Origin of the sequence: Aquiflexum gelatinilyticum (assembly GCF_024813435.1) — a bacterium.
GTDB lineage: Bacteria > Bacteroidota > Bacteroidia > Cytophagales > Cyclobacteriaceae > Cognataquiflexum > Cognataquiflexum gelatinilyticum.
Genome location: NZ_JANAEZ010000002.1, coordinates 464,004 through 486,522 on the forward strand (window position 1 = coordinate 464,004; position 22,519 = coordinate 486,522).

Genomic DNA, 22,519 nt, shown 5'->3' on the forward strand with positions numbered 1-22,519 from the left:
CAAAAATAAAGGAAGGTCCTTATGGAAGAAAAGAGCCCAAATGAAGAATTGATTGACCAACTGATCAAAAAAAGAAAGCTTGAGATTGATGCCTTTGTGAAGCTTCTCCATGCGATCAAGGATAAAAATCCTGCTATTCCCCAACCTGAAAAGGCCACAATTAAATCTAAAAAATAAACCATGATTGGATTGGGAAATGTAGCGAATGCTGTTGGGGTTCCGTCCTCTCAGAATGTTTTAAAACCCAGATTTCAATAAATACTAATTCAAAACACAGCACTATGAATAAATCTCTACTAATGGGCAGGAGCCTGGTTTTGATTACTCTGATTATTGTTTTTTGCTCGATCACAGCGATCGCGCAGTCACAATTTGACAAAGGAATCAAAAAAGGTATGGTGAAGGTGAAATTTACTCCCACCACTACCGCACCGCTTCCCCAGAGCAAAGTAAACGCAAGGAACAACAGACTGACAACCGGGATGGCTACCTTTGATGCTGCGGCCAATTCAGTACAGGCGCATACCATGTACCGGATGTTTCCATACGATGCCAAAAATGAGCAGAAGCTTAGAAAACATGGTCTGCATCTTTGGTATATCATTGAAATAGATGAAAGTGTAGACCCTAAGTCAGCCGCAGGACAATTCAAGCAGCTTGGGGAAGTTGCTGTTGCAGAAGTTGAGCATGAGAAGGTCTTGGCGCCTTATGCTGTAAAGCAACATACACTTGGAGCGAGTACTTTTTCCGCTATGCCTTTTAACGATCCTCTTTTGGTGGACCAATGGCACTACAATAATGCACTACAAACAGGTACAGACGATGCCGATATCAACCTTTTTGAAGCTTGGGAAAAAACCACCGGCTCAAATAACATCATCGTAGCTGTCCACGATGAAGGAGTGGATGTTAACCACGCAGATTTAAAGCAAAATATCTGGGTAAATCAGGCAGAGCTCAACGGACAGCTCGGAGTCGATGATGATAACAATGGCTATATAGATGACCTCAATGGTTACAATTTTGCCAAAAACAAGGCAGCTATAGATCCACAATACCATGGTACTCACGTAGCAGGTACGATTGCCGCTGTCAATAATAATGGGATTGGTGTTGCCGGCGTAGCAGGGGGAAATGGAACAGGCAACGGTGTCAAAATCATGTCACTTCAGATTCTTGGAGGATCAGGTTCCATTGAGCGGTCTTATGTTTACGCTGCCGAGAACGGTGCAGTCATTTCCCAAAACAGCTGGGGATATACCAACCCGGGAGGATTTGACCAATCGGTATTGGATGCCATTAATTACTTTGTAGCTGAAGCGGGGGATTTTCCTGGCAGCCCTATGAAAGGTGGAATTGTGATTTTTGCAGCAGGCAATTACAACTGGGATGGGGAATGGTATCCTGGATATTTTTCAAGTACGATTGCAGTCACAGCATTGGGGCCGGAATGGAAGAAAACATCCTACTCAAACTTTGGAACCTGGACGGACATAGCAGCACCGGGAGGAGACTCAGAATATGGTGTAAAATACGGTGTCCTCAGTACGATCCCAGGTGATAAATATGCCTATCTGGATGGGACTTCCATGGCATGTCCACATGTCTCTGGGATTGCTGCTTTGGCACTTGCCAACAGAACAAAACAACTTACAAATACTGAACTACGGTTGAAATTACTGACCGGGGTAGTAAATATAGATGAGCAAAATCCTGATTACATTGGGAAGTTGGGTTCAGGCGCAGTAAACGCTGAACTTGCGATTAGAAATGACCTCGGAATAGCACCGATGAAAATAGGCAACCTGAGCGTAGATGGTATTTCTCAGGAATTCGCCAACCTTTCCTGGACTGTTCCTGTGGATACTGATGATGATGTTCCAACTTCATTCCAATTGTTTTATCATACTGACAGCATCACGGCAGCGAACCTGACTTCAGCATCCAAAATCACAATACCCAACAAATATGCTGCGGACAGTACCGTTACTTTTGAGGTAGCAGGACTTTTGGGTCTTACCAAATACTACTTTGCAATCACTTCGACTGACAGGTGGGGAAATACCTCTGAATTGTCCCAAGTGATCAATGCGACTACCAATGAAGGTCCGAAAATCAGCCTTGATGCAGAAAGCCAGGAAATAAATCTTTCCATTGATGCTTCCAACAGCACTTCAGCAAGTCATAACCTTACGATTTCTAATGGAGCAGCAGGTATTTTGAGATGGAATCACCTCATGCGTCATCGGAATACCGCCCTTTCCTACAACAGTGGCAGACTCAATTATCCTATAAGTGGCAGAACCAAATCCGCAAGGGAAGGAAATATCGGAAGGCAGGTTGTACCAGGCAACCAACTTCAGCTGAGAAGCAATGAAATTACCACGATGGCTTTTACGCCGGTCGATAAAGACTATGCTTATTGGCCAACCAATATCATTGGCGATACGGATATTAATTTACCCAACTCCGCTGCTGCAAAGTTTACAGTCGATGAACCGCAAGGTTTTAACCTTACCGATGTGCGGATGTACCTCAAGCATGATCCTGTAAAAGGACCTGTGATCATGGAAATATATCAAGGAGACAGTCCTGAAAAAGAAAACCTTATCTATTCCCAGGAGCATAGCAATTATGACAACAATGAGGCTTTTGCCTACATCAAGCTCAACGAACAGATTTATTTTGAATCAGGAAGTACATTTTGGATTGTATTCCATGTGCCTTCAGGAAATAAATTCCCATTGGGAATCGGATTTGAAGCGCAGCCTAATTTCTCTGAAAACTGCTTCATGTCATTTGATCTAGGAGCCTCTTGGGCACCATTAAACGACTTGCTCGATGCGACTGAGTTTGCTTGGTCATTGACTGCTAGTAGCTACAATGAGCATTTGGGGACCTACCTTCACCTTGAGCCCGGATCAGGAGATGTCAACGGTTTTGAAAACAGTGCCGTGACATTGACAGCAGATGCTTCGACACTTATCAACGGCGATTATGCAGCCAATCTGATCATTACATCCAACGACGCAGCCAACAGAGAATTGAGGATTCCAGTTAACCTATTAGTCAGCGGACATCAGCCAAAATTGAAGCATGTCAATATCGTTGATTACGGAAGTGTGTTTATGGGCGATTCAAAAAGCTTTGAAGTGGTTTTGGAAAATATCGGCTATGGCAATTTCAATGACCCGGTAATCACCACCAATTCTTCCGCATTTGAATTGGATTGGAACCTGCCATGGCAGATCAAGGCCCGTGAAGAAGGAATCGTAAAAGTTACCTTTAAGCCAACAGCACCTGGAAACACCAACGGTATTCTGACTGTCACCAATGGTTCTCAGACTTATGAGATAGCTTTGTTTGGAGTCGGTGCAGAGACAGCCAAAATAGCTGTATCACCCGAAACTCAAAAAGTGGAAAATCTGACTATTGGAGAAGAAGTAACTGCCAAAGTCACCATCGAAAACAAAGGGGTATTCCCATTGAAATATTTCATTCCGGGTTATGACACAAACGGAATCAGCGAGAACTGGCCATCAGTTTACCACAATTATGGATACACCCTGAGGTCCAACAATCCTACCGAAGCCAATCCAATCAATTATGATTTCCAGGACATTTCCGGAACAGGAATCAATATCACCAAGACTTTCTTTGATGATGCAAGCTATGTACCTGTGGACATGGGTTTTCAGTTTCCTTACTATGGGGAAAACATGCAGATCCTATATGTCACCAAAAAAGGTTTTACGGTATTTGATAACAGTGTGCGGGCAGTAAATGTCCCTGTTCCCAACAACCCTTGGAGTCCAAAAGGATTTATTTCTATCCTTGGAAGCCAATTTAACTATTTGACAAAAGGGGAGATTTTCTACAAAGTAGAGTCTGATAGGGTCATAGTCCAATACCACAACGTTTGGGATGGATGGACAGAAGGTGAAAACATCACAGCCCAAATGGTATTGTTTGCCAACGGAGATATTCGCTTTTATTATGAAGACCTCAGTACTCCTGATTATAACAAGCAGTTCTTGACCATTCTCATTGAAGACATGGGACAAAGTGACGGGGTTTTGATCAATTCTTATGATAAACCTATTAGTTTATACAGTGGCCTTGCTATGGGATTGGATTATCCTGGCCCTACCATTATCACCGATATTGTCAATGGGTCAGGCCTTCTCATGCCAGGCACATCGCGGGAAGTGGAGATCAAAATGAACACGAGCCCCTTATCCGAGGGCATCGTCAACAGGTATGTCAGCATCATCAACAATGATCCCGATCAAAGACAAAAGAATGCGCTAGTCCAATTGGAAATCATTGCCGGAGGCGTGGCTAAACCTGAAGTTTCTGCTGACACCTTGAAATTTGGAAATATTTTCCAAGGGGCTATCCGCAGTTATCCTTTCACTATCAAAAATCCGGGAACTGCAAGTTTGGATATTACAGGCATGCAATTCGCAGATTCCGAATTTGAATTGACCGGGGATCAACCTACAGAGATTAAGTCGGGATTGTTTAAGAAGTATAGTATTGAGGTTCCTACCTCAGCTTTGGCGGATTTTGAAGATTGGCTGCTCATCAGCTATGCTGATGGATCGCAAGATACTGTCTATGTGACCGCTACGGTGGTGGATGCGCCCGCTATAAATGTGGACCTCAGTCCCGTCTCTCATACTTTGGCTTTTGGTGAAAAAGCAGAACTCCCGATTACTATAGAAAACACCGGAAAGGCTCCATTGCAGGTTGCGCCTGTGGGTGGAGGAAATTGGTTGAGTTTTAATTCACCTACCGCACCAAGCAACGGCCTACCTGATTTTACCTATACCTATGAAAAATATAACAATGGGGAATTTTATCAGTGGGTAGAAATACGGAAGACAGGCACCCAGATGAGTTTTGTGGATTATGAAAATTTCGAAAATACATTTTGGAGGGAACTTGAGCTCCCCTTCCCCGTGGAGTTTTATGGTCAAAAGTATGAGTCTTTCAAGGTAGGTGACAATGGAATAATCTCTTTTGGAGAAGATCCGGCAGCGGATTTCTTCACGGATTACATACCCTCCAATAACCACTCCGATCCGAGAATTATGCCTTATTGGACATTCAGTAGCTTTACTGATTTTTCACACCCCAAAGAGGATATCGGGATTTTCTACCAATTCTATGATGACAAAATCATTATTACCTGGAGCACTTTTGTGAACAACTTCGGTGGGATGGGTGATCCGGTTTCTGCCCAGATCATCTTCTACAAAGACGGAACCATTAAGTTTCAATACAAAAGAGAAGACGGCGGAGCGGACTTTACGTCCCAGGCTTCTACCATTGGCCTGCAGAGAAACAGCTCGGATGGGATAGCAATTTCCCAATACCAGTCTTTGGACCACGGTTCGGGATTGGCTTATGTCATCGTACCTTCCAGACGCTACACCATTGCCCCGGGATCAACCCTCTTAGGAAACATTTCCCTGGATGCCACCAATATTTATGGTGGGGTTTATTCACAAGCGCTCAAGATCCACTCCAATGCGCCAAACTCAGAATTATTGGAAAAACCAGTGGAATTGACAGTAACAGGAGAAGCCAATATTTTGATGGCTGATACTGTGAATTTTGGAAGCAAGTTGGTCGGCTTTGAATCGATCTATCCAATTTCCAATACCATAGACGTGGTGATTGAAAATGATGGGGCAGCGCCATTTGACATCAGTTATGCTTCATTGGCAGACGGGACAGGACCACTCAACCTGATGATGTTGGTCAATGGATTCTGGGGTCCGGAATGGACAAGGATCAATGAAATCTGGTTTTGGCCAATATATACCATCAAGCCTGGTGACAAGCTGATGGCAAGAGCTGTCTTTGAACCATCAATGGAAGGGGATTATGCTGATGAAGTGATTTTGAGCACAAGCTTGGGTGAAAAGAGGTTTGTACTTACAGGTACTGCCTTCGAACCTGCTAAAATCAAAGTGGTATCTGATTCCATATTTGTCTCCATGAACACCATCCAAACGGAGCTTAGGGAAATCCCTTTTGACAATACAGAAGGTAAGTCAAATCTCAACTATCAGGTAAGCATTGATTACCAAAGAGAAACTGAGGCAGCAGGCGCGAGCTATGAAAAATTGGCGGATAAGTCTTCTACTCCTGCCATTACTTTGGCTTCTTCCCCTTCAGCCGAAAACACCTCTTTGGCTAGAAATGATGCGGACTATAACAGGACCATTTCGCATACCGACAAACAAACCCCGGACACCTTTATCGGAACCGGAGGAGCGGCGCCGTTTACCCTCAGTACCAAATTCAATGCAGGACCTGAAGGCTTCAACCTATCTCATGTGGAGACCTTCCTCAGAATGGAAACCTTAGCATCAGCAGAAATTGAGGTAGAAATCCGTGCAGGAGGAAGTTCTATCGCCAATGCCAAACTTCTAACAAAAGGAAGCTTGACCATTACCGGAAACGGTTCTGATGAAGTTGGGGATTGGTATAGGATTGCCTTGGATGAAGCGGCCGGAATCTATCCTAATGAGGATTTCTATGTCATTGTGACCCATCCTTTTGGCAATCAGTTTCCTCAAGGTACCATTACTGACTCAGAAAATGTACCTGGCAGGTATGCTTACCTGAATGAAGGTGAGTGGTATGAAGTACAGGAAGGAAGCATGTCCAATATAGGTTGGCTGATGTTTGCCGGAGAAATGGAAGCCGCAAATTTTTCTTGGCTTGAAATAAAATCCGGTCAGGAAGGGGTTTTGGCTAAAGGCGAATCCGGTAAAGTGGAAGTAAGTGTAGACGGTACTTTTGCCAAAGAAGGTGATCAGATGGCACATATCGTCATTGCATCCAATGACCCTGCCAAACCTGTGGTACGTGTACCGATTACATTGCATATGAACGAAGCGCCATATTTTATGAGTGCGCCTTTGTCTATTGTCATTGGAGAAAATGATTCTACTTCTATACAGATGCGGGTGATTGATGTTGAAAAAAACAGTATTTCCGTCAATGGGGTTATCGGCAATGATTTTTCATCATTCAAATTTAAGTCCGATTTATTGGAACTTGTCTTCAGGCCTAAGTTTGGAGATGAGGGCAATTACCTGTACAAATTGACAGCAACAGATGAACATGGTGCAAAGCGGGAATTGACTATCCCTGTAGAAGTGCTCCATACCAATCAGGCGCCTGTTTATATCGGTGAAAATGATGCTTTTTCAATCCTCAAGCCGGGCATTTTGACAGAATATGATTTGTCAGCCTATTTTGCAGATCCTGACGGAGATGAGTTTACTTATACGGTAAGCAGCAGCAACGATTCGGTACTGACCGTATTTGCCTCAGCCAACAAGTTCATCATCAAAACCGCCGAAAACGGTGAAGCCGTCATGACCTTTACACTTACCGATAAATTTGGTGCGGTGAAGAAAATCGACATGACTGTCAAAGTCGATCTGATCAGCGGTCTTGAAGATTTGGATATCCTCTTCAGCATCACTGCCTATCCAAACCCAACCTCAGGAATCATCAGGGTAAATGTAAAAGGAGAAATCAGCAGCACCTATTCACTGCGATTGGTCAATAGTTTGGGCGTGCCACTTATCAGCAAAGAAGAATGTGACCCGACTCAGGAGACAGTCGTGGACCTGAGTACATTACCTACCGGAGTATACCTCTTGGAAGTGACCGACAGGAGAGGAAAGAGCATGAGAAGAATTGTAAAAGAATAAAGGACCTAGAATAAAAGTCTTGATCAAAAACAGGAAGGTTGTTTGATTCACCCAAGAGGTCTATGGACCTATTCGATTACATTAATAATAGTTTAAGTTCAATTATGCAAAAAGGCCTCCGAGATATCGGGGGCTTTTTTTTTGTTTTAGGCAAAATAGTGGAAGTATAAGACCCATCTATTTCCAATTTCATTCCAAAACAAAAGCCCTTGAAAACCGGAATTTTCAAGGGCTTGATTCTTATTTGAGGTTTCTGAAAAACTCGAAGAATGGAATTTATAAAAAGTTGAAATATCAAAATTTAAAACGCTTTCACTTTTCCAATCAGCAAAATCGGATTGTCATCCAAGTAATCGGTCGGGATATACTCAGAGATTGAAGCTTTTTGTTCCTCCGTGAGATTATTGATATACTCGATATTCAAACTTAAAATGAATCGGTCGTCAGAAATTTGCCCAATTATTATGGATTCTAGTTCTACTCCCCTGATTTTAATACCCTTAAATGTTTTTGAATTTTTGGAATCTTTATGGATCAAGGTATTCAAAAAATCACCTCTCATGAGTGACCCCAAATAAAATGAGACATGGTAAAAATTCTCTGTTTCCAACAACCCAAAAGAATGCGCTTTCTTATTTTCATCATTTTGAATAAGTTCGAAAAATAGATTTGGGTTATTACTCAAATTCTTTAAGTCTGATTTTAGGATTTCAAACTCGCCAAAATCAAGATCAATGGAATCTGTCTTAATAAAATCATAGGTATTTTGGAAGATTGTACTTTCTACCGAATAAATGGAAGAAAATCCATCTTTATTTTGGGCAATCTGTCTGTCGTTTCCATAATTCAGGTCATGATAAGCTGAATCCAAAAGTTGGAACAATTCGTATCCATTTTTATCCACAAATACTTTCAAAAATCTATGGTTTTTTCCGCCAACAATGTCCAAAATGATTTCATTTTTCGGTCCATGGAAAAAATTGCCATAAGACGCTGCGAATCCAGGTTTAATTAGAAAACTGTTTGAAAATTGGCCTTCATTTGTAAAATTATGGAGGGTCCTTTGAACATTGTCAAAAACCATTAGCTCGCCTGAATTGTGGTTGAATTCAAAGTTTCCGATGGATTTGTATTCTTCAGGACCTTCTCCTGAGGCTTGAAGGAAAATATCTAAGTCCCCATTTTCGTCAAGTTTGAAAATCCTGTCTTTCCTTCCGTCCAGTAAAAATAGGTCCCCATTATATTCCTTTACCCTAAAGATCGAAGGAATCAATTCATCATACTTCAAATGGATGAATTCAAATTCAGAAAAAAGCTCTGAAATCTCTGTTTTTTCAGTAGATATGGAGACTTTGATAGTTTTATTTGGTTCTTCCTCACCATTCTTTTGGCAAGAAACCAATAAGATAAATAACAGGATCAAAGTACATTTTGAATTCATAAGAGGAAGTCCTTTTTTAAGATTAGAGGAAAATCTATTTGGTTTATTCTATTTGATGGTGGGTATCCTGTTAAGATTGGAGGCTTGTCGTTTAACCTAATCCTTGATCCAATTTAAAGAAAAACCAGTAAAAACAAAGGTTTAGGTTTAATTGTTCTTTTTTATATAGATTTCAGCTTGATTTTCAGATCAAAAAATTACTAACGATCTAAGATTAAACGAAAAAGCCCTTGAAAACCGGAATTTTCAAATGTATTTAATTTTTTTAGTGCTTGAATTATTTTGGGTTTTTGACTTTTAACAAAACCAACACGGTTTTATCCTGATTTAGCAAATGGGAGTTTTTAGAAATGAAATCATGGATTGAAGCATTTGGGAATTTTTTTTCTGCTTTGTCAAACTTCTTATTGTAATCATCCAAGAACTCATTGGAGTTGATTTGAAAAACAAGATGTTCATTGGTGCTAGTCCAAGGAACATTTCGGATTGTCATTCCATCAATATCATTTTTTAAATTGTTAGATTGACTGGTGACTTTAAAATTTTGATCCAAAAAAACGTAATTGAATTCATTTCCCCCTCTTTCAAAAAAAGCAAAATATTGTCGATCAAAGGGGAAAAAACTGCTTATCATTTCTGTCAAACCTTCTTCCTTTACAATAGCATAGTCAAGGGTTCCATTCCGCAATTTAATTCTTTTGTCCAAGTCTATCCCTGAATCCTTTAGGTCAAATTCAATCGTATTTTTAAACTTTCCTAAAGTATCGAAAAAGGCTATTTCATAAGAAAATGGTATTGTAAAGATAACTTCGTTCTTGAAATTGTTCTTTTTAAAACTGTTAGCAACAGCCATTCTAGCGTCTGACAATCCACCTTTTATTTTCACTTGTCTATCAATGACTTTGTCTTTGGATTTTACAATAAAATTAAATCCTCCGTCTGAAAGGTTGTTGTTCATAAAGTGAGTTGTAAATTCGTTCGAAAAATAAAAGTTGTAAGATGGGAGATCCTCTTTCAATTCAAACTTGAAATTCCCATCAAAGTCGAAGGCAATAATTTTCATCAACCTATTGTCTTTTATTAAAATTTGGTCATCAAAAACTTGGAAATCGTTGATTTGTATGAATTCCTGAGGACCTGTTCCGGTTGATTTGATTACTTTCAAAACTTTCCCATCGGAAGAGAAAACAAAAATATTTTCCAATACCCGGTCATTTACAAAAATATAGTTCTTGTGAAAAATGAAATTGAAGGGTTGAACCATCGGAAGGGAATCCTGATAATCAAGGAGAATGTATTTTATTCCTTCAAAGTTCTCAGATAATAATGACCTTTTCGATTCCTTTAAATTTAGCTCAATTCTTTCGGGAGTGTTTTGTTTTTCTTGGCCACAAGAGATTAGAATTATACAAAATGTAATAATGATTAGAGTCCTCATGAGTTTTGGGTTTTTTGTAAAAACAAAGGCAAATGGTGGATTTGCCTTTGTTTAAGTTAATCATTGAATTGGGCCGCCTCCTCCACAGGAGGTTTGAGCACTGACATCACATGAAGCAGCATCATTCCATCTGCACCTTTTTTGAAATCCACCTCTAGTGCAAGGTTCATCCATCATTTCATAGCCCATCAATATTGAGCTATTCGCTTCATTGGGATATGTAAAGACTATAGATGAAACCATGAATACAAAAACAATTCTGAGTTTTTTCATTTTTTTAAATTTTAAGATTGAAAATTGATTTTATTACTGATTTGAATTAAAAATTGTCGGCAAAACTAATTCTTGATCTAATGTAAAAAAAAAAAAATGATAAAATCAACGTCTTAGTTGCATAAATAGCATGGAAATTATTTAATAATATTAATAGTTTTCATTAAAATTATTAAACTCTTAATGATAAAATGAAAAAGCCCTTGAAAACCGGAATTTCCAAGGGCTTGATTGTTCTTTGAGGTTTCTAAAAACCGTGAAGAATTGAATTTATCAGAAACCTTTGAGGTCTCCAAGACCTCGAAGGTTTAATGATCAAATATGCTATTAGTGGATTGGATTGTAAATTGTAAGAAAACATAAAACCCTCGAGGTTTAGAAAAAAACCTCAAGGGTTCTGAGATTATAAGAAATCTTCGAGGTCTGGAAGACCTCAAAGATTAAATCAATTCCACACTTCGCTTCACAAAGGCAGTCAGGTCTTTACCGGTAAGCATACCCTGTGACAGCAAGGCTAAATCAAACGCCTGCTTGGCAAGTTTGGTCTGCGCCTCTTCATCCTCGGTTTTGAGGAGTTTGTCGATCACAGGATGGTTGCCGTTGATGGCTACTTTGTAGTTGTCCGGAAGTGAACCATAGAAGCTCATCCCGCCGCCCATCTGCGCCATGTCCTTCATCCTGCGCATAAACTCATCCATGGTCACGGTCACAGGCATTTCCTCAGGGCTGAGTCCTGCCACGTCCACGCTGTAGGTGGCGTTGGAGATCGCTTTTTCGAAGATTTCCTTCACCTTTTTGGATTGGTCTTCGGTAAGGAGGTTGGCATAGGAATCCTCCTTCTCGATCAGTTTCTCAGCTACATCCGCATCTACACGCTTTAGTTGGGTTTTTTCCTCTTTCATCTCGAGGTGTTGGATGAAGTGGCTGTCGATCGGAGAGTCCATCACCAGGACATCGTAATCTTTTTTGTTGGCAGATTGGATAAATCCGTCCTGCTTGTTGACATCCGTGGCGTAGAGATAGACGGTTTGGTCATTTTTGTCTGTCTGGATCGCCTTGACTTTTTCTTTGTATTCAGGCAAAGTGAAATATTCACCTTTGGTATTTTTGAGCAAAGCGAAATCTTTTCCTTTTTCGGCAAATTTGTCTTCGCTGATCATGCCATACTTGACAAAAAGGCCGATGTCATTCCACTTTTCTTCGTAGACTTTTCGGTCTTTTTTGTAAAGTTCTCCAAGCTTGTCAGCCACTTTTTTGGTGATGTAGCTGTTGATTTTCTTCACATTGCTATCCGCCTGTAGGAAGCTTCTTGATACGTTAAGCGGAATATCCGGCGAGTCGATCACCCCATGAAGCAACATCAAAAACTCAGGGACAATGTCCTTCACCTCATCGGTGATGAATACCTGACGGCTGAAGAGTTTGATTTTGTTTTTCTGCATTTCGAAGTCGTTTTTGACTTTCGGGAAATACAGCACCCCTGTCAGGTTGAAAGGATAATCCACATTCAGGTGAATCCAGAAAAGAGGATCCTCGCCCATTGGATAGAGTTCTTTGTAAAATTTCAGGTAATCCTCGTCCTTCAGGTCGTTGGGTGACTTGGTCCAGATCGGGGAAGTGGTGTTGATGATGTTGTCTTTTTCGACAGACTTCCATTTCTTTTTGCCATCGGCATCTTCACCGTCTTCTACAGAATCAGTTTTTGTACCAAACTTGATCGGAACAGGAAGGAATTTGCAGTATTTGTCCAGGATGCCCTGAAGCTTCCATTTGTCCAAAAACTCTTCAGAATCGGCGTTGATAAACAAAGTGACTTCTGTTCCCCTTTCGGTACGGTCTCCGGCGCTGATTTCAAATTCGGTGCTGCCGTCACAGGTCCAACGTGCCGCTGCTGCGCCTTCCTGATAGGAAAGGGTGTTGATTTCCACCTTGTCAGCCACCATAAATGCGGAGTAGAAACCCAAACCAAACTTGCCGATGATTTCATTGGCGTCTTTGGCATCTTTGAATTTCTCCACAAATTCAGCCGCACCGGAGAAAGCAATCTGATTGATGTACTTTTTGATTTCCTCGGCAGTCATGCCAAGTCCACGATCGGAGATGGTGATGGTTTTTTTGTCTTTGTCAAAAGCCACTTCGACAGTGATGTCGCCAAGTTCGCCGTTGTATTGGCCCAAAGTCGCCAATCTTTTGATTTTCTGTGTGGCATCTACCGCATTGGAAACCAGTTCACGGAGGAAGATTTCATTGTCAGAATATAAAAACTTCTTGATGATCGGGAAGATATTCTCGGTATGTATCGAGATGGTACCTTTTTCCTGCATAGCTATTTTCGTTTTAGTGAATACAAATTGATACAAAGCCTTTATCAATGCTTGTTCCAATTAGCTGAAAATGTCATTTTGGCAGAAAATCAAAAAATACCCGAAATTTTGTCGAATATTGTAGTCCGCTACGGAGTATAGGTTGGGTCAGTAAAATAAACTATTTTACTTCGTACATGAAGTCACCCATAGTATCTCGCAATAATGAATATAGTAATCATCAGTCAGTGTTCCCCTAGGGAAAAAATTTTCGTACATGAAATTGTCAAAAACTTCGATCATGTGACGCTTGTACATTCAGGCCAAAGACAGGGCTTGGTTGGAAAACCCCAAAATCAAGCGAAATCAGGAAAAAAAAACCGATCACAATCATTTTTAGATAGGAATGGATTGAGGTTTTTCCATAAGTTCCATAAGATCTCGATACACAATAAAACCAAGCATATTAAAGCCGAAAACCATGATTTCAAAAAGGTTAGCTTTCCCTTTGCCGAAATCAATACAGAAAAAGGACTTGAATTTTTGAAGTCTCTGCAGCCTGACATTTTGTTTACTTGTAATGCGCCAATTTTGAAGGGAGAAATTCTCAATATCCCCAAGATCGCGGCCATCAATGTGCATTATGGGATGCCGCCGCACTATCGTGGCAATGACACGCTGTTTTGGGCCTATATAAAAAAAGATTTCGACAACCTTGGCGGATGCCTGCACTATACCACCAAAGGCGTGGATAGGGGAAATATTTTGGCTGAAGTATTTCCTTCCTTGGATCCGAAAGACAGCCTTGTCCAGGTAGACATCAAGACCTCCGAATTGCTTGCCAAGGCAGCAGTCAAAATACTGAAAGACATCGAAAACTGTGATGAAATTCCTACCGGAAAAGTGCAGGTAGAAAAAGGGAGAAACTACAAACTTTATGAAAGGACGCTGTTTCACCATTTGGGATACCTCGCCCAACAGAGTTTAGGCCTTCTCAGACCAAAGGCGCGGAAAGAAAAAATAGTATTTCATCATGGCCAAAAGGTAGTATCGGTTTGACCGATGAATACACCAAACTTTTTATCTTTGCCTCATGCTCAAAGAAATTGCTGTTCTGATCCAAAAAGAAATCACCCTCGAATGGAGACAGAAGTATGCGCTCAATGGCATTCTTTTGTATGTCGTATCGGCAGTTTTTATCACGTATCTCAGCGTGGGAGCGAAGCAGGGCAATATCGGAGTTCCGACGTGGAATGCACTGTATTGGATCATTATCCTGTTTTCGGCAGTCAATGCCGTGGCCAAAAGCTTTGTGCAGGAACATCAGGGCCGACAACTCTATTATTATATGATTGCTTCTCCCGAAGCCATCATCATTTCCAAAATCATCTACAATACACTTTTGACACTAGTTCTGGCATTGTTGGGATATCTGGTTTTTAGTGTGATTTTGGGCAATCCCGTTCAGGATCAGGGGATGTTTTTGTTGAACCTCATATTGGGAGCGGTTGGTTTTTCGGCCTGTCTGACGATGGTATCAGGGATAGCGTCCAAGGCGAGCAACAATGCCACTTTGATGGCGATATTGAGTTTTCCGGTAATCATCCCTATTTTGCTGATGGCCATCCGGGTGTCAAAGAATGCCATTGATGGGTTGGATTGGTCAGTGAGCTTGGATAAGATTGTAACGCTTATGGCGATCAATGTTATCGTGGCTGTGACGGCGTATATCCTGTTTCCATATCTGTGGAGGAGTTAGGGACTGTCCCGCAAAGTCGCAAAGGTGCAAAGAAAAAATAAGTCAGAAGGTTATAGGCTGTCAGACTATGGTTAGCAAAATTTTTCCCGCGAAGCCGCAAAGACCCAAAGAAAAAATAAGCCAGTCGGAGGACTACAGGCCGGTATACTTTGGCAAAGAAACTTTTTCCTGCAAAGCCGCAAAATCGCAAAGGGATTTTAATTCAAAATGATAGGTTAACATCAGTTTATTTACTTGTAATTATTTCTTCGCGTCTTCACGGGGAACAAATCAAACATTCTCAATTTGGGTCTCAGCGTCTTCGCGTGAGATCTTCCCGTTTAAATACTTGGTTTTTTCACGTTCCAAAACTACTTTTAGTTTCTGTGGTTTATTCTGAACCAACACAACCAAACCAAATTTCCCATGAAAGCAGCAAAGCCCCTTATCTTGATTTTTGCATGTATAGCGGTTTATTTTTTCCAGATTTCTTTTGGCCTTGCCCAGACTATACAGGGAGTATATTCCGGCAATATAGCGAGCGAACTTTCAGTCATCACTTTGGAGCAAAAAGGGGAGATGGTCTATGGTCAGCTATATGACAGGCAAATGAAAAAAAGTGAATTTTTTGGGGCAAAAGAAAAGTCAGGTTTTAGGGGAGTGATGGAAATATCTGGAGAGGAGAAGGAGGTGTCAGCAAAAATCGAAAAATCAACCCTTTTATTGACAGTCAAAAGCAGCGGGGAGGTTTTTACGATGGACTTGGTTTCAAAAAATTTGGCCTATGATTTTTCAAAGCTTTTTCCGGAGCAGTTTGATGACATTAAAAACAAGCTGACCGGTGTGTGGATTCTGAAGGAACAATATAAAATTGACGAAAAAGGAGATAAAGTAAAGGGTGAGATGACAGGGAAGGATTATATGTTTGCCTTTATGCCTGATGGGAAATACGTGATGGATATAAGGGGTTTAAGGGATGCCCAAAAGGAGATCCCGGCAGAATACAGAATGAGTGGTTCCGAAATGTTTGAGGCCGCCAATATGATGTCATGGCGGATTCTGAATGATAAAATCAACATCTATCCAACCAAGGCAATCCCAGGTTCCCCGGTCAATGACGGATTTTCAAGATATTTTGAATTTAAGGGCAATGAATTGATTTTAAGAGGCGATATGCCAAATGGTTGGACGGAACATTATGTAAAGAAAGATTAAGGAGTCAGAATTATTTAACTTCAATTCTCAATTATAAGCGAGGGCACTGAACTAATAGGAGGAACTGGATTTTTTCCCCGCAAAGCCGCAAAAACCGCAAAGATATTTTAACGAAAAAAAGGCAGGTTAACATCGGTTTATTCACTTACTATTTTTTCTTTTGCGCCTTAGCGTCTTGGCGGGAAACAAATCAAACCTTCTAACTTTATGGATTAGCGTTTTTTCGAGATTCCTTTTCTTTATGCCTAATCGAAATTGAGTAAGTTCCTTTATTTCCTTTGTTCTTACCGTCTTTGTGGGATTATCAAACTTATCTTTCTTTGCGCTTTAGCGTCTTTGCGAGAAACTGTGCATTAGAAACCAACATATCTCATGAAAAGTACAGGAATGAGGAACTTATGCCTTATTTTTGCGCTTGAAAAATCAAACCCATTATAATGAGAGCATATTGGTGGAAAATCCTGACTGTAGCCCTGTTGGCATTTACCCTGACAGCCGGACTTCTCCTTGACGTACCGAGGTTACCCATCCTGAATGAGACGATCAGGGCACTGCATTTCCATGTCACGATGTGGTTTGGAATGATATTGATGCTGATGGTTGCGGTGGTTTTCAGCGTCAAATTTCTACGAAGCAACGACCTCAAGCATGATGACATGGCGCTTGAGTTTACCAATGCGGCGATCTTGTTTGGTGTATTGGGAATTGTCACAGGCATGCTTTGGGCCAAATTCACTTGGGGGGATTATTGGAGCGGTGATCCAAAACAGAATGCTTCCGCCATCGGGCTTTTGATGTATTTCGCCTATCTTATTTTGAGAAATTCACTCACTGATGTCCATCAAAGGGCCCGAATCGGTGCTGTCTATAACATATTCGCATTTGCGGCTTTTATACCATTGATATTTGTTTTGCCAAGACTGACAGATAGTCTCCATCCCGGCAACGGTGGCAATCCCGGATTCAATGCCTATGACCTGGACAGCAAACTCAGGATGGTGTTCTATCCGGCAATTATTGCCTGGACACTGTTGGGAACTTGGATCAGTACCATAAGGGTCAGGCTGAGAAGAATTGAAAGGAAGTTAGAAGATAAATTGATCAATCAGGTATCATGAAAAAGTGGTTAATAATATTGTTCATGGCATTCAGTCTGAGTGCTTTCGGACAGGAGAAAATTGAAATCAATGAAAACGATTACCAAAACTCCACCGTTGAAATGGCGGATGTGATGCGGTCCGAGGGAAAAATCTACGTTTTGGTAGGCATCATCGGGATCGTTTTTGCGGGATTATTGGTTTATGTGATCAATACGGATAGGAAAGTAACCCGTCTTGAAAAACAATTGAAAGAAGAATAACATTAATAGGGAGGAAGGAAGTAAAATCTAAAAGAATTTGCTCCTGAACCCATCAAAAATATAATCTACCAAAATGAAAAAGGGACATATAATTGGTTTGGGAATCATAGCTGTCGCGATCATCATCATCATGTCAATGATCGGGGATGCCAGTACTTACGAAAGTTTTTCCAACGCCAAAGCCATGAAAACCAAAGGCGATGACAAGGCCATCCACGTGGTGGGTCAACTGAAGAAGGCCCAAACCGGTGATGTTGTCGGGATCGAAGTCAATGAGGATAAGACTTCATTCTATTTCCTGATGGTGGACAATGAAGGCACAGAACAGAAGGTCTTTTACAATGAACCGGTTCCGCCGGATTTTTCAAGGGCTGAACAAGTGGTGGTCATCGGTGCTTATAAAGACCAAGACCTGTTTGTTGCAGACAAAATCCTGATGAAGTGCCCTTCCAAATATCAGGAAACCGAGCTCAAGACAGCCGGAATGTAAATTAGTTTTCCCTTTGATTCCATTTAATATGATCAATACCTTTATAGGTAATTTAGGCCACTTTGCATTGATTCTTGCTTTTGTCAGTGCCTTGATTACTGCCTACTCTTATTATCAATACACGATTGCACAGGAATTGGACAAAGCCAATTGGCGACAGTTCAGCCGGGTTACTTTTTACATTCATTCTTTTGCAAGTATAACTGTGGCATTTGCACTTTTTGAGATTATCTATAACCACAGATTCGAATATTTCTACGCCTATTCCCATTCTTCCAAAGCGCTTCCAGTCCATTATATGATCTCCAGTTTTTGGGAAGGTCAAGAAGGGGCATTTATCCTTTGGATAGTTTGGAATGTGGTTTTGGGATTGGTTTTGATCCATACCAACAAATTCTGGGAAGGTCCTGTGATGATCGTATTTGCTTTGGTTCAGGCATTCCTTGTATCCATGATTTTGGGTGTGGTGATCGGAGATTTGAAGATCGGTAGTTCGCCGTTTATTCTTTTGAGAGATGCTGTCTCCGCACCGATTTTCCAGATCAATCCTGACTTTAAGCCGGAAGATGGAACCGGTCTGAATCCTTTGCTTCAAAATATCTGGATGGTGATCCACCCTCCGACTTTGTTTCTCGGATATGCTTCCACTTTGGTTCCGTTTGCCTTTTTGATGGGTGGATTGGCTACCAAAAGATATTCTGAGTGGGTGCGTCCTGCATTACCTTGGGCACAGTTCTCTGCCATGATCCTCGGAATGGGGATCATCATGGGTGCTTATTGGGCATATGTCACCTTGAATTTTGGTGGCTATTGGAATTGGGATCCTGTCGAAAATGCCGTTTATGTCCCATGGCTGATCATGGTAGCAGCAATCCATACCATGATCACTTTCAAGAAAAGCAGTACTGCATTGAAGTCTTCCATCGTCTTGGTCATTGCCTCTTTCATTTTGGTATTGTATGCCACCTTCCTCGTGAGGAGTGGGGTATTGGGTGATTCTTCGGTTCACTCCTTTACAGACTTGGGTTTGTCAGGTCAGTTGTTGATTTACATGCTGTTCTTTCTTGTCATTGCAGTTTTTCTGGCAGCAAAAAACTGGAAACATATCCCGACTTCTGACAAAGAAGCTTCTGTTTATTCCCGAGAATTCTGGATTTTTATTGGTGCAACGACGTTGGCCTTGATGGCCTTTCAGGTAATCCTCCCTACTTCCATTCCTGTTTGGAATGCTTTGGTAGAAAGTTTCGGAGGCATCTCCAACATGGCGCCTCCTGCGGATCAGATTGGTTTTTATACCAAATTCCAACTTTGGTTTGCAGTGGCAGTGGCTTTGCTGACAGCTGTAGGACAGTTTTTTTGGTGGAACAAAATGGATCCAAAAGCCCTGCGAGAAGCCCTTGTAATGCCTTATATCATCTCGGTAATCATCTCGGCGCTGATCATTGTTTTTGGTAAAGTTTATGACATCCCCTACATCATAGTTGTTTTGGCCTCTGTATTTACCATCGTCGCCAATTCCTCCATTTTGATCAAACTAGTAAGAAAATCTACTTTCAAATTGGCCGGTGGTTCTTTGGCACACATCGGTCTTGGGATGATCTTGATCGGAATCATGTTTTCCTCGGGATATTCAGAGATCATTTCTTACAATTTATCAGGATTGACTTATAGTAATTCGTGGGAGGAAGAAATGAACAAAGAGCACGTCCTGCTTTGGATCAATAAGCCCACGCAAATCAAAGATTACACTGCAGTCTATCGTGGCAGACAGAAAAAAGTGGTTGGTGTACCCGGATTTGTGAACGTCAAGCAACTCAAATCTACTGGGGAAATCAATGAGGCCATTGCCTTGGAAGATATCATGGCTAGGGGTAGAACCTATTTTTCTAAAGGAGATAAAGTGAATATTGTCTTGGAAGAAAATGATTATTTCCAGATAGATTACTACAAGGATTCAGTCTACCAATTTTCATTAAATCCCATGTCGCAATTCAATACCTCCATGGGTTTGATATCCTCTCCGGATTCCAAAAGGTTTGTAAACAGGGATTTGTACACATACGTCTCTGCGATCAATGATTATGAAGATCCGGAATGGCGGGAAGATGAATTCTATGAAGTAGCTCCGGGGGAGACGTTCTATATCTCTGACTTTGTGACCACATTTGAAGGTGGAGAAGTTCTCAGTCAGGTCGACGGTTTGGATTTAAGAGAGGGAGATGTAGCAGTAAAAGCCAAGTTGGTGGTCATGGATTATGATGTTGAAAAGCGTTTGGAGCCTGTTTTCATCATCCGGGACAATCAGGTCGGAAAGATTGCCGCCATAGACAACGAACTCGGTGTCAAGGTTGAATTGGAGAATATCAAACCGGAAACAAATACATTTTCTTTCAAAGTCAACAGGTACCAAAAAGACTATGTGGTATTGAAGGCCATATTGATGCCTCAAATCAATATCCTTTGGGCAGGAACGATCCTGATGCTGATAGGCTTTTGTGTAGCCATCTACAGAAGGTATGATGAGTTCAAAAAAATGAGGGATAAAGGAATGGAAGCCTAAATTCCTGACTAAGTTCAAAACCATAAAGCCCTAAGGATACCTTCTTTAGGGCTTTATGGTTTTTTAGAATCACGGTAAAAGGTATATATTTCATCTATGAAATTTAAGATTGCGATATTGGGAACCGGCAACGTTGCCTGGCATTTGGCACCTGCCTTGGAAGAAGCAGGTCATACCATTACAGAAATTTATGCACGGAGTCTTGCGGACGCCGAAAAACTAACTGCAAGGTTATATACTGCAGATGCAAAAGATGACCTCGATTTTTCAGAATCAGAGGCCGAGATATTTATTTTGGCTGTAAGCGATCAAGCTATTTCTGAAATTGCAGATGAAATCATTTTGCCGGAAGAAAGTATCCTGGTGCATACTTCAGGAGCAGTGCCATTAGATGTGTTGGGCTATAGTTCAGCGACTTTTACAGGAATCTTTTACCCCTTACAGACATTCAGCAAAGAAAGAAAAATTGACTTTGGCGATGTCCCGTTTCTCTTGGAATCTGAGGACCAAGCCGCGCTCCAAAAATTAAAAAAACTTGCAAAATCATTGTCCCCTAACCAATATCTGATCAAGTCCAAAGACAGAATGGCTTTGCATGTAGCGGCGGTTTTTGCCAGTAATTTTTCGAACCACATGTTGAGAATATCAGAAGAAGTCATGGCGCGTCAGGGTTTGGACTTCGAAATGCTCAAACCACTTATCATAGAAACCATCAGTAAAAGTCTGGAATTGGGTGCCAAGCGCGCACAGACAGGACCGGCAAGACGGGTGGACTTTAATACCTTGGATGCCCACTACCAATTTTTGAACTACAATGAACAGATAGCTGAGTTATATAAGCTTATTTCCCAGGATATTATCGATTCTTATTAAAAAATACCCCCTTTAGGGTATTTTTTAAAGGTTGAAGATCCGGTATATTTGATACGGGTGATTAAGCAACTTTTTCAGCTTTACTGTTTTAATAAATGATTTTAGTTTAGGATTTTTTAATATATCGGGTGGCTGCCTTTCAAAGGGCAGCCACACATTTTTTTTAATGTTTCCAAGTTCCAAATTTCCCTTGCTGATAATCGCGGTATGCCTCCATGATTTCCTGTTGGGTGTTCATGACAAATGGCCCTTGGGCTACCATGGGTTCGTTGAAAGGTTTCGCATGGCCAAAAATCAGAACCGAATCTTCAAAAGCTTCTACAGATAAATTTCCGCCATCGTTGGTAAATTCCACAAGATTTCTGAAAGGGATTTTCTCACCCAAAATCTTGACCTCTCCACGGACTAAATAGAAAAATACGTTTTCTCCAACAGGAATTGATTTATTGAATTTACCTCCTTTAGCCATGGTGATGGTGCTCAGGAACATCGGACTCAATGTTTCAAATGAACCTTGATTTCCATCCCAATCACCAACAATCATTTGAACAGATACTTTTCCTTCGGATAGTTCGAAATGGTTGATTTCTTCTTTTTGCAGACCAACGTATCTTGGTTCGGTCATTTTCAGCTTAGCAGGAAGGTTGATCCAAAGCTGCAGTATTTCCAGATCACCGCCTTCCTTTTTGAATGCAGAAGAAGAGACTTCTGAATGAATCAGTCCCCTTCCGGCCGTCATCCATTGAATCCCACCTGATGCTATAACTGATTCATGTCCTCCCGAATCCTGATGCATAATATCACCGGCAAGGATAAAAGTGACCGTTTCCATTCCTCTGTGGGGATGTGGCCCAAAAGGAAGTCCACGGTTATTCTTTGGGTAGGTTTGGAAGCCGTGGTGGTTCAAAAATATAAATGGATCAATTTGCCTGAGCTTCTCAGAGGGAAGCGGGTTGTAAGTAATGAGATCTGCAATGGGATGGTAGCTGGCAGGATGTATTTCTTTGATGGTCATGGCTTTAATTGTATGTATAAACATTCAATATGTTTTCATTCATAATTGTTCCCCTCAAGGCAAAAAAAAAC

14 protein-coding genes are annotated in these 22,519 nt (G+C 41.1%); 10 read left to right on the forward strand and 4 right to left on the reverse strand.

All coding sequences use genetic code 11. The annotated features are described in order from the left end of the window. Positions 1–21: 21 nt before the first annotated feature. Together NK987_RS06570 and NK987_RS06575 are read left to right on the forward strand one after the other, a co-directional pair. A complete protein-coding gene (locus NK987_RS06570) occupies positions 22–177 on the forward strand; it encodes a hypothetical protein (RefSeq protein WP_258422887.1) in 156 nt (51 codons plus the stop codon). 104 nt (positions 178–281) lie between these two features. Continuing rightward, the gene (locus NK987_RS06575; RefSeq protein WP_259263213.1) at positions 282–7,742 is read left to right on the forward strand and encodes a S8 family serine peptidase; all 7,461 of its coding nucleotides are present in this window, start codon (positions 282–284) and stop codon (positions 7,740–7,742) included. 301 nt (positions 7,743–8,043) lie between these two features. Here the strand turns inward: NK987_RS06575 and NK987_RS06580 are convergent, their stop codons facing one another. The 3 genes from NK987_RS06580 to htpG all read right to left on the reverse strand — a co-directional run bounded on the left by NK987_RS06580 (position 8,044) and on the right by htpG (position 13,218). Further along, on the reverse strand, positions 8,044–9,183 hold the full coding sequence (locus NK987_RS06580; RefSeq protein WP_259263214.1) for a 6-bladed beta-propeller: 1,140 nt from the start codon (positions 9,181–9,183) through the stop codon (positions 8,044–8,046). Positions 9,184–9,460: 277 nt separating this feature from the next. Further along, a complete protein-coding gene (locus tag NK987_RS06585; protein WP_259263215.1) occupies positions 9,461–10,621 on the reverse strand; it encodes a 6-bladed beta-propeller in 1,161 nt (386 codons plus the stop codon). A 713-nt stretch (positions 10,622–11,334) separates the two neighbouring features. Next, positions 11,335–13,218, reverse strand: coding sequence for a molecular chaperone HtpG (gene htpG, locus NK987_RS06590; RefSeq protein ID WP_259263216.1), 1,884 nt, complete (start codon positions 13,216–13,218; stop codon positions 11,335–11,337). Positions 13,219–13,422: 204 nt separating this feature from the next. Here htpG and NK987_RS06595 point away from each other — a divergent pair, with 204 nt between their 5' ends. From NK987_RS06595 to NK987_RS06630, 8 genes are all read left to right on the forward strand, one after another. Then, a complete protein-coding gene (locus NK987_RS06595) occupies positions 13,423–14,256 on the forward strand; it encodes a formyltransferase family protein (protein WP_259263217.1) in 834 nt (277 codons plus the stop codon). Positions 14,257–14,290: 34 nt separating this feature from the next. Next, positions 14,291–14,956: a heme exporter protein CcmB gene (locus tag NK987_RS06600; protein WP_113924047.1), complete on the forward strand. Its 666-nt coding sequence runs from the start codon at positions 14,291–14,293 to the stop codon at positions 14,954–14,956. 405 nt (positions 14,957–15,361) lie between these two features. Further along, positions 15,362–16,150: a hypothetical protein gene (locus tag NK987_RS06605; protein ID WP_259263218.1), complete on the forward strand. Its 789-nt coding sequence runs from the start codon at positions 15,362–15,364 to the stop codon at positions 16,148–16,150. A 437-nt stretch (positions 16,151–16,587) separates the two neighbouring features. Beyond that, entirely contained in the window at positions 16,588–17,268 is a 681-nt protein-coding gene (gene ccsA, locus NK987_RS06610; protein ID WP_258422881.1) for a cytochrome c biogenesis protein CcsA, read from the forward strand. Next, positions 17,265–17,510, forward strand: coding sequence for a CcmD family protein (locus NK987_RS06615; protein ID WP_241139887.1), 246 nt, complete (start codon positions 17,265–17,267; stop codon positions 17,508–17,510). The genes ccsA (NK987_RS06610) and NK987_RS06615 overlap by 4 nt, the downstream gene beginning before the upstream one ends. 73 nt (positions 17,511–17,583) lie before the next feature. Beyond that, the gene (locus NK987_RS06620; RefSeq protein WP_113924050.1) at positions 17,584–18,000 is read left to right on the forward strand and encodes a cytochrome c maturation protein CcmE domain-containing protein; all 417 of its coding nucleotides are present in this window, start codon (positions 17,584–17,586) and stop codon (positions 17,998–18,000) included. A 28-nt stretch (positions 18,001–18,028) separates the two neighbouring features. Beyond that, on the forward strand, positions 18,029–20,560 hold the full coding sequence (gene ccsA, locus NK987_RS06625) for a cytochrome c biogenesis protein CcsA (RefSeq protein WP_259263219.1): 2,532 nt from the start codon (positions 18,029–18,031) through the stop codon (positions 20,558–20,560). A 96-nt stretch (positions 20,561–20,656) separates the two neighbouring features. Beyond that, the gene (locus NK987_RS06630) at positions 20,657–21,433 is read left to right on the forward strand and encodes a Rossmann-like and DUF2520 domain-containing protein (protein ID WP_258422878.1); all 777 of its coding nucleotides are present in this window, start codon (positions 20,657–20,659) and stop codon (positions 21,431–21,433) included. A 163-nt stretch (positions 21,434–21,596) separates the two neighbouring features. On the opposite strand, the gene NK987_RS06635 is transcribed toward NK987_RS06630, so the two are convergent. Then, a complete protein-coding gene (locus NK987_RS06635) occupies positions 21,597–22,472 on the reverse strand; it encodes a pirin family protein (protein WP_259263220.1) in 876 nt (291 codons plus the stop codon). Between the last annotated feature and the right edge of the window lie 47 nt (positions 22,473–22,519).

Excerpts from the sequence above, each read along its gene's own strand:
- NK987_RS06570 (WP_258422887.1), top strand. The coding sequence starts at position 22 with ATGGAAGAAAAGAGCCCAAATGAAGAATTGATTGACCAACTGATCAAA.
- NK987_RS06585 (WP_259263215.1), bottom strand. The coding sequence starts at position 10,621 with ATGAGGACTCTAATCATTATTACATTTTGTATAATTCTAATCTCTTGT.
- NK987_RS06605 (WP_259263218.1), top strand. The coding sequence starts at position 15,362 with ATGAAAGCAGCAAAGCCCCTTATCTTGATTTTTGCATGTATAGCGGTT.
- NK987_RS06635 (WP_259263220.1), bottom strand. The coding sequence starts at position 22,472 with ATGTTTATACATACAATTAAAGCCATGACCATCAAAGAAATACATCCT.
- htpG (WP_259263216.1), bottom strand. The coding sequence starts at position 13,218 with ATGCAGGAAAAAGGTACCATCTCGATACATACCGAGAATATCTTCCCG.
- NK987_RS06620 (WP_113924050.1), top strand. The coding sequence starts at position 17,584 with ATGAAAAAGGGACATATAATTGGTTTGGGAATCATAGCTGTCGCGATC.
- NK987_RS06595 (WP_259263217.1), top strand. The coding sequence starts at position 13,423 with ATGAATATAGTAATCATCAGTCAGTGTTCCCCTAGGGAAAAAATTTTC.
- NK987_RS06630 (WP_258422878.1), top strand. The coding sequence starts at position 20,657 with ATGAAATTTAAGATTGCGATATTGGGAACCGGCAACGTTGCCTGGCAT.
- NK987_RS06600 (WP_113924047.1), top strand. The coding sequence starts at position 14,291 with ATGCTCAAAGAAATTGCTGTTCTGATCCAAAAAGAAATCACCCTCGAA.
- NK987_RS06575 (WP_259263213.1), top strand. The coding sequence starts at position 282 with ATGAATAAATCTCTACTAATGGGCAGGAGCCTGGTTTTGATTACTCTG.
- NK987_RS06615 (WP_241139887.1), top strand. The coding sequence starts at position 17,265 with ATGAAAAAGTGGTTAATAATATTGTTCATGGCATTCAGTCTGAGTGCT.
- ccsA (WP_258422881.1), top strand. The coding sequence starts at position 16,588 with ATGAGAGCATATTGGTGGAAAATCCTGACTGTAGCCCTGTTGGCATTT.
- NK987_RS06580 (WP_259263214.1), bottom strand. The coding sequence starts at position 9,183 with ATGAATTCAAAATGTACTTTGATCCTGTTATTTATCTTATTGGTTTCT.
- ccsA (WP_259263219.1), top strand. The coding sequence starts at position 18,029 with ATGATCAATACCTTTATAGGTAATTTAGGCCACTTTGCATTGATTCTT.